The organism is Streptomyces sp. WAC07094, from assembly GCF_036320405.1.
Taxonomy (GTDB): Bacteria; Actinomycetota; Actinomycetes; order Streptomycetales; family Streptomycetaceae; genus Streptomyces; species Streptomyces lannensis.
Genome location: NZ_JAVMJZ010000001.1, coordinates 5381048 through 5393854, shown reverse-complemented (window position 1 = coordinate 5393854; position 12807 = coordinate 5381048). Strand labels below are relative to the sequence as shown.

The window sequence follows — 12807 nt, the reverse complement described above, 5'->3', positions numbered from 1 at the left end:
CAGCGCATGATCAAGATCGAAAACCTCGGCAAGTCCTACGGCCCCCGAACCCTCTGGTCCGGCCTGGACTTCACCGTCCAGCGCGGTCAGTTGCTTGCGCTGGTCGGCCCGAGTGGCTCCGGCAAATCGACCCTGCTCAATTGTCTCGGACTTCTTGACAGCCCCAGTACAGGAGCGATCCACCACGAGGGCAAGGACATCACGGGCTTCGGGCCGGGCGCCGCCCGGCGCTACCGGCGCGATGTCCTCGGCTATCTCTTCCAGAACTACGCCCTCATCGAGAACGCGACGGTCGCCGCCAACCTCGAAGTAGCCATGAAGCCGCGCAGGAAGCGAGGAGGCTCCCCGACCGTCGCCGACGCCCTCAAACGTGTCGGGCTCGACGGCCGTGAGAAGGAGCAGGTCCATAGGCTCAGCGGCGGCGAACAGCAGCGCGTTGCGCTCGCTCGCCTCATCGTCAAGGAACCGGCCCTCGTGCTGGCCGACGAACCTACCGGCGCCCTCGATCACGAGAACACCACCCTGGTGGTGGATATTCTCCGCACGATGAGTGACGACGGCTGCGCCGTGGTCATCGCCACCCACAACGACGCCGTCCGAGACCGCTGCGACACCGTACTGACCGTCGGAAGTGCGACGGAGCCGGAGCCCGTCAAGAACAAGGAGCACACATGAAAATCCGTCTCGGCTGGGCTGTCCCGCTCGGGCTGATCGTCCTTGCCGCCATCGCGGTCTTCGCCGTCTACGGCACACACGCATTCACCCTCGCGGGTCGGATCGCAGAGACGGTCTTCTGACGTCACAGGGCCCGGGTGCGTGGTGCGAAGTGATCCAGGGCCGCCGCAGTCCTACACGCACCTGCGGAGCCGGGGCGGGCACGGGACTGCCGCCGCCCACCCCGGCTGGCAGCGATGCCGGGGTGGGCGGTCTGGACGGTGTCCAACACGCTGAAGCCGCCTCGCCGTACGGACTGACGGGGCGGCTTCGTAGCAGGGGGCGGCTCGGCTGCTGCGCCGGTTCGGGGCGGACCGCGCAGACCACTTCGCCCGTCAACGACACCCTCAAAGGCCGGCTCGACCTGGAACGGCACGGCGGCCGCACACCCGATGACCGGGCAGTCCGCATCCTCCAGCGACTCCTCGCCCTGACCGCCGCGACATGGCACAACCACCACACCGGCCGGCCCGTCCCGCGGTCCCTGACCGACTACGACCACTAACCCTTGGAATCAGTCATCTAGTCACGTCGACAGCAGAGAAGACCTGGCCGCCTTGGTTCGTTGCGTCGCAGTCACTCCGAGGGCGGAAGCTTGTGGGAGAACGCGGGCCTTCCGAGCTTTCTGGAAGCCTCGGCAGGCTGGATCGACGACGCAGACGGTGGTACACCAACAGCGGCCTGGAGATGCCGCCCGGCGGTGACTGGAAGTTCTTCGCACGAGCTCCGCAAGCGGCGACCGTGTACGAGTAGACCGAGCCGGGTCGAATGCGTGTCGAAGACCAGTCGACGGGACATCAAGTGCAGCAGAAGACCCGGGTCAGCGGAGGTGTGGTATCCGTCCCGCCAGGCGCCTTCTAAGCGCTTGGCAGCAGGTTCGAGTCCTGCCGGGGGCGCCGCTGAGAGCCCTCCCTCCGGGAGGGCCTTTTTGCTGGTCGGAGCGGGTGCGACCGCGACCCGGGCAAGGCGAAGCCCCGGGCACTCCCCTGGTCACCGAGAGAAGGCTTCGGGGCTGTCCGGCTGTCGCCGGGGTCTCGCGGGTGGCTGTGTCGAATACGTGTCGACGTTTTCGCCTGGGGAAACAGCCGGCGCCAAGCCGCTCGGGGAGATCATCGGCAGCTTCGAGCCGCTGCTTCAGATCGGGAAGCCGTCCGTCGACGCACCGGGCGTAGGGAGACAGGAACACCAGGATCCTGATCCCGGCCCGCTCGGCCACCTCGACTGGCGGCAGCCCGTCGCTGAGCCATGCGGTCAGGCGCGTGTACGTCAGGGCGGGATGCCCAGGCAGGGTGAGCGTGTCCCCCTCGGCACGGCCCTTCAACTCGCGTTCTTCGTGAAGCTCCCCCCGTCGGTCCACTGCTTGCCGATCTCCGGGGTCGCCGTACGGGTCAACAGCTCGAGCCACTGGTCGTCGGCTTCGGACCGGCGCCGCTCGGGCGCACCGGACGATGACTCGTAGTGTCGGCTGCCGAGCTCGGGACTTGGCGGGCCCGCTCGCCAGGGGGTCGATCTGCCTCGGCGAGCCGGCCCGTCAAGCGGGTGGGACGGTGCTCCCTAGCCGAATTCGCCGTTCCGCACTCCGTCCCGGAATGCCGCCCATTCCTCTGCGGTGAACCGCAGGGACGGCAGGTCCTTGTTGTTCGAGTCGCGGATCGCGACGGCTCCGTCGCCGAGCTCCGCCACCTCGACGCAGTAGGGGCCCGTCGTGCTCTTACTGCTCTTGATCCAGTGCGCTTCCCTCAGGTCACGCGCGTACAGGTCGGACTTTCGCGCTTCCATGAGAACTCCGTTCGATGTTCGATCGGATACTCCCCCCTTTCCACCCTCATCCCGTCCCTCCCACGTTGCAACTGGCGTCGCGCCCGCCTCGAAAACCGCAGGTCAAGGCGAGCACGGTGTACGCCCGCGGCAACACGGTCGTGCCGTACGGAGGGGCCATCGACATCCTGCGGTTCTCCGCCGGCCCGGGAAGCACGACATGGCGGATGTGGGTGACGGTGCGGAGTACGAGCAACCGCCCGGATCGACGCCGACCAGCGTGACGAGGGAAGGAAGCATCCGTCGCGGTGGCACGCAACTGCCCCTATTGGTCCCAGCAGCGCCCCGGGCAGCGACGACTGCGGGCACGGAGGGGCGACGGCTCGGAAGATCTCTCGCCGGACCTCACCACGTCACCCGCCCCAGTATTTGCTCAGCTGGCCTTCCTTGAACGGATGTGGACTCACACTCACTTCGCCGGCGAAGGGGTGCTCAAGAACGAGGACCAGGGTGAGACTCAGGCCTACCAGCAACGCGATCGACCCTACGAAAAGTAGCTGCACCTTGAGGTTCTCCACCCCGTAAAGCAAGGTGACCAGCATAACGACGAGTGCTCCCCCGTAGGTGAGGACCTGCAGGAGAGGGGGCAGTTGTTGCGTTGCGGCCAGGATGCGGGTCCTACGCTGCGCGGTCACATCGTTCAGACGCTCCACTGACTGGCTGTAGAAGGCCTGTTCGGAACCGCTCTTGGGATCAAATCCCTGAAGGACTCCGTACAACGCCTCGAGCTTGCCCGATGTCGCGCTGAGGCTGTTTTTCCCGTCGCGCATCAGCGGCCAGGCATCCTCCACGACAGCATGGACGTAGTCACCGATCGCTCGGTCCAGTTTTTTCTGCACGTCGTCTGGAAACGAATGCGCGTTCCGGGAGATCACGGCGAGATCTGTCGCCTCCGACGTCACCACTGCTTGAACTTGCTCGAGTTCGGTCCACAAGGTCACGATGACGAAAGCAAGGACGATTCCGTAGATGGCTCCGAACAGTTCAAGTACCGTGCGGGACACGTCATTGGTCACGCCATTGATCAACTCGGGAAAAAGACGGCGCGTCACCAGGCAAGCAGCGAGCGACAAAACAACAACGCCGCCAACGATGAGGATCGCGAGGGTGGCCGTGTCCAGGTTGTTGAGTAGCCAAAGTCCCACGTGGACGACTCTACCCAGCTCGCGGCCGCGTTCAGGGTCGGCACGACCACCGCCTACCCCTACATCACCGAGGCAGTCGAAATGCCGGCCGCGACGCTCCCAGAAGTGCGAATTGCGCCATGTCCGGCTACAGCAGCACCCGATCCCGATCGAGCTTCGCCCGCTCTTCACGGTCCGCGCATTCACGGCGGCGGGGCGGGCAGCCAACCGGTCAGGAAGGCGAGATGCACATGAGGACCATCAGAGTGACGCTTGAGGGGAGAACGTCCATCCATCCGACAGCAACGGGAGATCCCATGATGGACACAGCGAAGACCGCGCTGTACGCGATAGACCTGACCGATGCGGACTGGGTCACGAGCAGCTACTCCAACAGGTGGGACAAGACGTGTGTGGAGGTCGCAGACCTAGGCGACGGAGCGGTTGCGGTCCGCGATTCGCAGAACAGGGAACTGCCGCCGCTGCGATTCACCGCAGAGGAGTGGGCGGCGTTCCAACTGGGCGTACGTGACGGCGAATTCGGCTGAAGGCCTTGCAACGTATCGGCGCCTGACGTTGTTGATCGCGTAACAACTCCTCAATCTTGGAGTTGGCGGCCTTCCTACCCCGGTAGCGCGAAATCGTGGGTGGTCGCGCAGCGCCTGGCCGGCATCCGGCCGAGCCAGTCGAGGCTCACGCCTGTGTCGGTGTTCCGTGGGCAGCGCCGCGTCTCTCCCGTCGATCAAAGGAAGGCCGCGGACCGTCCGGCTGTCACGGGTTTCCTGAGGATGCCTCCGCGATGCGTTCACCGAGCAACAGGGCATGTGCGGAGTTCGGAGAACGGCGTCCGGTCTTCCCATCCCGAGCAGTAGACGAACTCCCGCCGAGGGACCGGGCTGAGTGTGCCGGCGAGCCGGATCGTTTGCAGGAAGGACGCGAGGGGATGAGGACGGCGGCGGGGATCGCCGCCGTCCGGCGGGCGGACGGCGTAGCCGGTGGTCGCAGCCCCGGCGGCGAACGCTTCCCGGTAGCGCTCGGTCGTCGACGACCAGCACGACTCGCCGTCGCGCGGAACGTAGGCATCGAGATGCACCAGTCGTGGGATCCGGCCGTCAGCACGATCGGCTGCGGCCGACGACCGACTGCAGGCCATAACCCGGAGGCTGTACGAGAAGCCGGCAGACAACGCGACGCTCGCCGAACTGGGAAGTCGATCGGGGCCAGCCCCCGCACCCTCAGCCGACTGCTCCGCAACGAACTCGGCATGACCTTCTACGAGTGGCGCACACAGCTACGCATCTACCACGCGCTCGTGCTCCTAGCCGAAGGCCACGACACCATCCGAACCGCCTACGCCTGCGGATGGGCCAACCCCAGCAGTTTCATCGCGGCGTTCACCAACATCATCGGAACGACCCCGGGCCGCTACCGAACCGGCCGCCGGACCACCGCCCGTGCATCCCGACTCCCGACGGTGGTCGAGTCCTCGGATTGATGTGCTTGGGCACCCCGGCTGCTGCCGTATGCGATCGACCGTTCCGATAAGAGAACTCGTGCATACGAGAGAACTCCGGGTCTGCCCGTCCTCGTGAGGGACGTCGGCCGGAAGGCCGGCCGCAGGGAACGACCGCATCTTCCAACCCCCTGACCGCAGGTTCGAGTCCTACAGGGGCGCCATCGAGAGCCCCCTCCATCGGGAGGCCGGGTTCAGGACCGTCCGCCGACAGCGGTCAGCGGCTCGGGTCGTGCTTGTGGAGCGCGGCCGACGCCCGGAAACGGATGCGCCCGCACTGCTCAAGGTCCTCCTCCGGCGTGTCCTCGGAGCAAAAGCAGTGGGACGCGGGCCGGCGAAGATCCTCGGCGTCCAGCCACAGTGGGACGCGCCCCCTCGCCCTCTCGGCTTCCGTATCCGTCGGTTTGATCTCAGGCACGAGCCGCAGCCCAGCCGTGCCCCTGCGCGCCCGGTCCGACGGGACGCAGCGGGACTCGTGGGAAGCGGTGGCGCCGCGCAGAGGTCACCCGGAGGCGGGACGGATCGGGTCGGCCTGCGGCTTCGAGGCACGCCGGGCGGCAGCCCGGCGATCTGAATGAGGGAAGCACCATCAATCACTGCCGCGGCACTGTCACAGAATCGACCCCCACTCGGTCATTCGACGCAAAAGGGGCGCATTGTTCGAGCCCCATACCGTCGGCTTTCCCAGACCCCCAGGGCGGCACTCGATGACCACGATCAGCCTGGACGCAGTGACACTCGGTAAACAGTTGAACGCGTCCGAAATATTCGACACGGCCATCGCGCTGCTCGACGAGCAAGGGACGGTCGCCGCCTGGACACACACCGCCGAACGGCTCCTGGGACACTCCGCCGGGGACATCGTGGGCCGGTCCGCCGCGCTCGTGCTGCCGTCCTTCGTGGAGGCGACGACATCGGCATTCGTCGAGCGGTGCCGGGCCGAGAACGGCTGGCCGGGCGTGACGGAGGTGCGCCGCCGGGACGGCCGGGTGCTCGACGTCAATGTGCGGATCACGGCATTGCACGGTCAGGACGGATCGGCACGATGGCTCGCGTCCGTGACCGACGCGGGCATGCCGTCCGGGGACGCGGTGGACGGATCGGTGCGGGGACCGCTCCTCGCCCGCGCGCCGATCGGGGTCGGCGTTCGTGACCGGCAGCTGCGGTCCATCTACGTGAACGACGTCGCCGAGAGCCACGACGGCCTTTCCCCCGATCGGCGCCTCGGGCGTCGGTTCACCGACGTCCTGCCCGGTGCCAATGCCGAAACGATCGAGGCGGTGATGCGGCAGGTCCTCCAGAACGGTACGACCAAGATCCACGAGTACCGGACGTGGCTGCCGACGAGCCAGGGCGCCGAGAAGCCGTTCGCGGTGTCGTTCCAGTGCCTCCAGGGCGCCGACGGCGAATCGCTCGGGGTGTGCGTCATCAGCGCCGACGTCACCGCGAGTTGGCAGGCGCGTGAGCGCCTCGCCGTTCTCGACCGGGCCAGTGCGCGTCTGGGCAGCACCCTGGACGTGATGCAGGCCGGCCAGGAACTGGCCGACCTCGCCGTGCCCCTGCTCGCCGACTACGTCGCCGTGGACCTGGAACAGTCGATCTCGTTCGGAGAGGGGCCCCCGGTCGGCATCAGCGCGACGGGCAGTCGTCTCCCCGCTTTCCGGCGAGCGGGTCTGGCCTCGATCCGTCAAGGTGTCCCGGAATCACCGTGGATGCGCGGCGAGCCGGTCGACGTACCCGCCGACTCACCTTTCACCGCGGTCCTGCAGGCCGGGAAGTCCTGCCTGGAGCCGGTCTTGGACACCGGTGCGGGCACATGGGTCGACAGCGTGCCGGGGCTGGCGCGCCGGGTTCGCGAGAACGGCATGCACTCGATCATGATCGTGCCCATCCGCGCACGACGCGCCCTGCTGGGCGTCGCCCTGTTCGTCCGCACCACCGATCCCGTGCCGTTCCACGAGGCCGATCTGCTCCTGGCCGAAGAACTCGTCGCCCGCGCCGCCCAGTCGCTGGACAACGCCCGCCAGTACGCAAGCCGGCACGCCGCCGCCCTCACCCTGCAACGCAACCTCCTGCCCCGCCATTTGACGGGAGGCACGGCGGTCGAGGTGGCGTCACGCTACCTGCCCGCGGACGTGGACCACGGCGTCGGCGGCGACTGGTTCGACGTGATCCCGCTGTCCGGCGCACGGGTGGCACTCGTCGTCGGCGACGTGGTCGGGCACGGCCTCCACGCCGCCGCGACCATGGGCCGGCTCCGGACCGCCGTCCACACCCTCGCCGACATGGAACTGCCCCCCGACGAACTGCTCGCCCAACTCGACGACACCGTCCAGCGCCTGGGCGAGGAGGACTGCGATCTCCCGGACCCGCCCACCGCGGTGGCCGGCGCCACCTGCCTCTACGCCGTCTACGACCCCGCCACCCGCCGCTGCACCATGGCATCCGCCGGACACCCCCCACCCGCGATCATCGACCCGCAGGGACGGGTCCTGTATCCCGACCTCCCCACCGGGACCCCGCTGGGTGTCGGACTGGGGGAACCCTTCGACTCGGTTGAGCTGGAACTGGCCGAAGGCAGCGTCCTCGCCCTGTACACCGACGGCCTGATCGAGACCCGCGACCACGACATCGAAGAGGGAATGCACCGCCTGGGCACCGCACTCGCCCAGCCGGACCGAACCCTCGACGACCTCTGCGACATCGCGACCCGCACCCTGCCCGACCAGGCTCCCTGCGACGACGTCACCCTCCTGCTCGTCCGCACCCGCTCCCTCAACCCCAGCCGGGTGGTCACCTGGGCCCTGCCCGGCGACCGCTCCGCCGTCCGCCACGCCCGCAGACTCGCAGCACACCAACTGACGCAATGGGGCCTGGAAGGCCTCGCGGACGCCACAAGACTCATCGTCAGCGAACTCGTCACCAACGCCGTACGCCACGGCAACGGACCGATCGAACTCCGCCTCGTCCGCCACCGGGTCCTGACCTGCGAGGTGTCCGACACCGCCGCCGTCATCCCGCGACAGCGTCGCGCACGCACCACGGACGAGAACGGCCGCGGCCTCTTCCTCGTCACCAAGCTGTCCCGCAGATGGGGCGCGCGATCGACATCGGGCGGCAAGGTCGTCTGGGCCGAACAGGAACTCCCCCACACGTCCGAACGCCAACCGGTTGCCGCCTGAGCCGCCCCCACCGATCTCGCGAAACGGGCTTCGCAGGGGCGTCCGGCACATCCCCGCCCCTCTCTGTGCCGCCGACGCCGCCCCGCCGCCGGTTTCCGCCGGACATGGGGCGAGTCGTGCCGGGCCCGGCCTGTCGAGGAGAAGCCGGGCTGGGCGGATTCACGTGTGCCCGAGGTCAGGGTCGTTGCCGGTGCCAGTACTCAGCCCAGCCGGGATCGAAGTCGGGATGCTCCTTCCACTGCTCCGCGATCCGCGTGAGCGCGCTGAAGGGCTTGTACGCGGGTCCGCCTTCGTCCAGTTCCAGCTCGGCCATGCCGTGCAGATAACGGACGGCGAAGTCCAATGACGTGGCGACCGGGGCGTATCGGGGATCCTCCGTCACCAGCAACGGGGCGAGCCTGTCGCTGATGAAGGAAAGAACCTTCGCGAAGTCGTCCTTGGTCGGGGCCGGGGGCGGCGTGTGGGACTCGCTGGTCATGTGCCGAGGTTATCCATGCACCGGCCGCGCACGGCTTGACGTGCTTGTCCTGAAGCCTTCTGGCGTATCCGAGCGGATGCGGGTGCCGGTGCGGCCCATCAAGCCGTCCACCTTCGTCGGCGACTCGGCGAGCGCGTCGGACCGTACGGCGCACTCCGGCCCGGGCGGCTCAGGGCGGCGGGGCGTCGGTTTCCGCGGCCGTGCTGTGATGGGCGCGGATGAGTGCGATCACGGTGTCGGCCGTGCGGTCCAGATGGCTGCGGCCGTCGGGCAACAGCGTCGTCGGGTTGATGTAGCTGCGCGGCCCCACATGCGTGGCCGGTTCGAGCCGGTGCTCGGTGATCTTCCCGGCGCGGCGGGCCCGGTTCCATGCGCTTGTGCGGAACAGCCGCCAGCGCTGCGGGAAGATCCAGGTGCCGACCCGCTCGATCCGGTCGTACTTGCTGGTCAGCCGATGCAGGTGCTCGGCACGGCCGATGTCGTTGGAGCCGTTGTGGAAACCGCCCAGCGTGATCAGCAGGAGCGGGGAGCGCAGCCGGCCGCGCAGTTCGTCCACCGCGCCGGTGGCGACCTGGGCGCCGCCGCTGTAGCTGAGCAGCACGACCGGGATGCCGCTGTCGGGCCGGTAGCCGGCGAGCCGGAGTTGGGTGGCGATCTGCGAGCCGACGGCACGGTTGTACAGCGGACGGTACCGGCTGTCGGCCGCCACGAAGATCTGCATGACATTGTGGAGGAACAGCAGCAGCCCGACGCGGCGGCGCAGCCACACCCACACGGGCCTCTCGGCAAGCGGGTCGGCCAGTGGGGAGTACGGCAGCACCTGACCGAGCACCCGCAGCTCCGGCCCCCTGCGCAGCAGCGCCTTCACCAGCCGGCCCCCGTCCCGGCTGTCGCGGACGCGACGTTTGCCGATGCCGTCCAGGTAGACCAGATAGGCGTCAGGGGGGTCGCCGGGAGCCGCGCCCCGGGCGTAGGGAACGCCCTTGGGGAGCTCGGTGAGGGGGGTCCGCCAGGCCGCGCCGTACGCCAGCACCTCATGGCGCGCCAGCAGGGCTTCGGCGAGCAGAGCGGGGCCGATCACGCACACCCAGAGGAGAAAATCGTTCATACGATCGGCTCCCACGCCGTCGTGGCGCCGATCCTCACGACCGAGCGCCGCACGGCCTCCACAGCGGCTCCGAGCCCGGCCCCGGCGAGGGCCACGCAACCGGCGGAGCCCCACCGGCCCAGGTCGGTCGCCGTGGAGACCGGCCCGACGAGACCGGCTCCGACACCGACCAGGAGCAGCAGGTGGAGCGTGGGCCCGAGCAGGGGAAACGCGAGGACGGCGGCGAACACCAGCGGGGTGACCAGGCCTGGCGTCCATCCCGGCCCGGCACCGGTCGGTGGCGAGGACTGCACGAGTTCGGCCAGGCTCGCCGCGGTCAGCGGCCACAGCGCGAACAGTGCGCCCTCGACGAGGCCACAGGCCAGCAGCAGTCCGGCCACCCGGGTTCGTGACATGCCCGGGCGGCGCACCACCAGGGGCAGGATGCGCCCGGCGACCTCCGACACCCCGGCGAACAACAGCAGAACGACGACGAGGAGTGACACCGCTCAGCCTCGCTCGGACGGCACGACGGGAGGCTGCTGCCCGAGCGGGCCTGCGGCTTGGAGGTACCGCTCGAGTTCGTCGGCGGCGCGCCGATATCCGCCGGCCTCCCTCTGGGCGACGCACAGGGTGGCTGCCGCCGCACTGAACCGGGGACTGTGCAGCAGACGCCCGGCAAGGGCACGCACGGAGCCCTCGGTGACGTCCTGCGTACGTATCGACAGGCCGGCGCCCAGCTCCACGACACGGCGGGCCACCATCGGCTGGTCGGCCCCCTGGGGTACCACCAGCATCGGAACCCCGGCGTACATGGCCTCGTTGACGCTGTTCATTCCGCCGTGCGTGACGAACAGCACCGCACGGGCCAGCACCTCCGGTTGCGGAACGGAACGGCGGGCGAGCACATTGGCCGGCAACGGACCCAGCGCGTCGGGATCGGTCTTCCCGGTCGAGACGACGACCGTGCCACCCAGCGGGGCGAGCGCGGTGGCGAAGCAGCGCAGCAGCTGCGGGTCGGCGTTGAACACCGTGCCCAGCGAGGCGTACAGCACGGGGTCCGTCAGCCGATCGGACGGGAACGACGGGTCGGCCGGTCGGGCACCGATGCTCGGGCCGACGAACCGGTAGGACTCGTCGAAGTCCTCGACGGCAGGCTGGAACGACCGGGAGGTGTAGACCACATTGAGCGGCTGGCGGATGTTCCCCATGTCCAGCATGGGCAGCCCGCGGGTGTCGAAGCGGCGCAGGCCTCGGCGCGAGCGCAGATAGCTCCGGAGGGTACGAGGTCGAGCCGCCGCCTCGGCGAGCAGACTCCACGAGCCGCGGGTGGGACTGGGAACCCGCCGGTTGAACGCGAACGTGGTGAACGATGCCGCCGCCGGCACCTTGAGTTCGCGGGCGGCGATCGCGCCCCACAAGCAGGCGCTGTCGTGGACGATCAGGCCTGGCCGAACCTTGCGCAGGTCCGTGAGCACCGTGGGCAGCAGGCGGGCGGCGGTGCCCGCGAGCCCCGCCATCAACGTGCCGGGCGTCGGCGGATCGGGCAGCGGCTGGTCGCCCCCGGGGTAGAGGCACACCCTCGCGCCGACGGCCTCGATCTCCTCCCGGAACGCGGGCGACGTGTGGTACGTGACGGAGTGGCCGCGGCGGACGAGTTCATCCACCAGCGGCAGCGTCGGGTTGACGTGCCCCTGCATGGCGATGTTGAGGAACGCGATGGTGCTCACAGAACGATCCCTGGTTCGGAGAAAGTTGATACGTCGCCCGGTGTGACCGACGTGGCGGTCGCCCGAGGATCGTCGGCCCGGTACAGGCCGGGTCCGCTGATGCGCAGCTCGTCGAGGAAGCGCCCCGCCGCTCGCGAAGCCGTGCTGATCAGCCGTTGGGAATGGCCGAAGTCCCGGGGGGCCGGCCAGGCCTCGACTCCGGTCGGCAGCACGACGGTCGGGATCTGCCGGGACACCTCGCGCAGATCACGCTCGATCTGGTGGTGCATGAGCAGCAGTGCGGCCCTGGCGGCGATCGCGCCGGCCCGTGGGGGCGGGACGGCCGGGGGCAGCGGCGAGCCCTCCGGCCCGGTCGACAGCACCACCACGCTGGCCGCCCCGGCCTGCAGCGCCGCCAGTACCGGGACATAGGCGATCACTCCGCCGTCGACGAGCGTCCTGCCTCCACGCTCCACCGGGGGCAGGATCCCCGGCATGGCGGCACTGGCGAGCAGTGCGGACTCCAGGTCCCCGTGGTCGAGCAACGCGGGCGCACCGGTGACCAGGTCCATGGCCACCGCCGTGAACGGGACGGCGAGTTCCTCGATCCGCGACGGCAGCCCGGACCGGGCGATCAGTCGACGCAGGCCGCGATCCGTGCAGATGCCGGCCCGTGAGGAGGGATAGCCGAGCGGATACACCTCACGACGGCGCAGCCGCGTCCACACGTGGTCCAGCCACGGCGCGGCCTTTTCGGGGTGAGCCGCCGCGATGGCCCCGTTGAGGGCGCCCACCGAGGTTCCGATGATCATGTCCGGGACGAATCGTTGCCGTTCCAGCGCGTACCCGACACCGACATGGGCCGCTCCGAGCACGCCCCCCGCACCCACCACGACGGCCACGGGACGGGGAAGGCCCTGCAAGCCCCGCACGGGATCCCCGGGCGCGCGGCACGACGACGGGGAGCGCACCCCGTCGTCGTCCTGCACGGCGCTGCGCCTCTCGCGGCCACGACCACTACTCGAGCCGCCCCTGAGCAAGCCCGAACGTGCCCAGGAGACCGGTGTCCGGCCACGGGTGATCCGCATGATCCACCTCTCTCGTTTCGGCGCGGAATACGGGACGGCCTCTCAGCCGGTGCCGGGCGGCAACCCGACCCGGGACGCCAGCCTCCGGACCTGC

12 protein-coding genes and 1 pseudogene are annotated in these 12807 nt (G+C 69.1%); 6 read left to right on the top strand and 7 right to left on the bottom strand.

The genetic code is table 11. The annotated features are described in order from the left end of the window. Positions 1-6 precede the first annotated feature (6 nt). The 3 genes and pseudogenes from RCR19_RS23850 to RCR19_RS23840 form a co-directional block, all read left to right on the top strand. Complete coding sequence (locus tag RCR19_RS23850) at positions 7-675, top strand: ATP-binding cassette domain-containing protein (RefSeq protein ID WP_331266975.1); 669 nt, start codon at positions 7-9, stop codon at positions 673-675. After that, positions 672-797, top strand: a complete 126-nt coding sequence (locus RCR19_RS23845) for a hypothetical protein (RefSeq protein ID WP_267889283.1) — start codon at positions 672-674, stop codon at positions 795-797. The genes RCR19_RS23850 and RCR19_RS23845 overlap by 4 nt, the downstream gene beginning before the upstream one ends. A 251-nt stretch (positions 798-1048) precedes the next feature. Further along, a pseudogene (locus tag RCR19_RS23840) lies at positions 1049-1219 on the top strand (IS982 family transposase); the annotation flags it as partial. A gap of 1049 nt (positions 1220-2268) precedes the next feature. On the opposite strand, the gene RCR19_RS23835 reads toward RCR19_RS23840, so the two are convergent. Continuing rightward, the gene (locus tag RCR19_RS23835) at positions 2269-2493 is read right to left on the bottom strand and encodes a DUF397 domain-containing protein (RefSeq protein ID WP_331266974.1); all 225 of its coding nucleotides are present in this window, start codon (positions 2491-2493) and stop codon (positions 2269-2271) included. A gap of 392 nt (positions 2494-2885) precedes the next feature. Next, a complete protein-coding gene (locus tag RCR19_RS23830; RefSeq protein ID WP_331266973.1) occupies positions 2886-3677 on the bottom strand; it encodes a DUF4239 domain-containing protein in 792 nt (263 codons plus the stop codon). A gap of 299 nt (positions 3678-3976) precedes the next feature. On the opposite strand from RCR19_RS23830, the gene RCR19_RS23825 reads away from it, so the two are divergent. The 3 genes from RCR19_RS23825 (at position 3977) to RCR19_RS23815 (ending at position 8351) form a co-directional block, all read left to right on the top strand. Further along, a complete protein-coding gene (locus RCR19_RS23825) occupies positions 3977-4204 on the top strand; it encodes a DUF397 domain-containing protein (protein ID WP_331269537.1) in 228 nt (75 codons plus the stop codon). A 716-nt stretch (positions 4205-4920) separates the two neighbouring features. Then, positions 4921-5151, top strand: coding sequence for a helix-turn-helix domain-containing protein (locus tag RCR19_RS23820; RefSeq protein ID WP_331266972.1), 231 nt, complete (start codon positions 4921-4923; stop codon positions 5149-5151). Between the two features lie 725 nt (positions 5152-5876). Beyond that, positions 5877-8351, top strand: coding sequence for a SpoIIE family protein phosphatase (locus RCR19_RS23815; RefSeq protein ID WP_331266971.1), 2475 nt, complete (start codon positions 5877-5879; stop codon positions 8349-8351). Between the two features lie 175 nt (positions 8352-8526). On the opposite strand, the gene RCR19_RS23810 is transcribed toward RCR19_RS23815, so the two are convergent. The 5 genes from RCR19_RS23810 to RCR19_RS23790 all read right to left on the bottom strand — a co-directional run bounded on the left by RCR19_RS23810 (position 8527) and on the right by RCR19_RS23790 (position 12614). Then, on the bottom strand, positions 8527-8829 hold the full coding sequence (locus RCR19_RS23810; RefSeq protein WP_331266970.1) for a hypothetical protein: 303 nt from the start codon (positions 8827-8829) through the stop codon (positions 8527-8529). A 169-nt stretch (positions 8830-8998) separates the two neighbouring features. Further along, positions 8999-9937, bottom strand: a complete 939-nt coding sequence (locus RCR19_RS23805) for a hypothetical protein (protein WP_331266969.1) — start codon at positions 9935-9937, stop codon at positions 8999-9001. Beyond that, the gene (locus tag RCR19_RS23800) at positions 9934-10422 is read right to left on the bottom strand and encodes a hypothetical protein (RefSeq protein ID WP_331266968.1); all 489 of its coding nucleotides are present in this window, start codon (positions 10420-10422) and stop codon (positions 9934-9936) included. Before RCR19_RS23800 ends, RCR19_RS23805 begins: the two co-directional genes overlap by 4 nt. A 3-nt stretch (positions 10423-10425) precedes the next feature. Beyond that, complete coding sequence (locus RCR19_RS23795) at positions 10426-11646, bottom strand: macrolide family glycosyltransferase (RefSeq protein ID WP_331266967.1); 1221 nt, start codon at positions 11644-11646, stop codon at positions 10426-10428. Further along, a complete protein-coding gene (locus RCR19_RS23790; RefSeq protein WP_331266966.1) occupies positions 11643-12614 on the bottom strand; it encodes a patatin-like phospholipase family protein in 972 nt (323 codons plus the stop codon). The genes RCR19_RS23795 and RCR19_RS23790 overlap by 4 nt, the downstream gene beginning before the upstream one ends. Between the last annotated feature and the right edge of the window lie 193 nt (positions 12615-12807).

Bases quoted from the DNA above. Each gene is read 5' to 3' on its own strand.
- RCR19_RS23850 (WP_331266975.1), top strand. From the start codon at position 7: ATGATCAAGATCGAAAACCTCGGCAAGTCCTACGGCCCCCGAACCCTC.
- RCR19_RS23825 (WP_331269537.1), top strand. From the start codon at position 3,977: ATGGACACAGCGAAGACCGCGCTGTACGCGATAGACCTGACCGATGCG.
- RCR19_RS23810 (WP_331266970.1), bottom strand. From the start codon at position 8,829: ATGACCAGCGAGTCCCACACGCCGCCCCCGGCCCCGACCAAGGACGAC.
- RCR19_RS23805 (WP_331266969.1), bottom strand. From the start codon at position 9,937: ATGAACGATTTTCTCCTCTGGGTGTGCGTGATCGGCCCCGCTCTGCTC.
- RCR19_RS23815 (WP_331266971.1), top strand. From the start codon at position 5,877: ATGACCACGATCAGCCTGGACGCAGTGACACTCGGTAAACAGTTGAAC.
- RCR19_RS23820 (WP_331266972.1), top strand. From the start codon at position 4,921: ATGACCTTCTACGAGTGGCGCACACAGCTACGCATCTACCACGCGCTC.
- RCR19_RS23845 (WP_267889283.1), top strand. From the start codon at position 672: ATGAAAATCCGTCTCGGCTGGGCTGTCCCGCTCGGGCTGATCGTCCTT.
- RCR19_RS23835 (WP_331266974.1), bottom strand. From the start codon at position 2,493: ATGGAAGCGCGAAAGTCCGACCTGTACGCGCGTGACCTGAGGGAAGCG.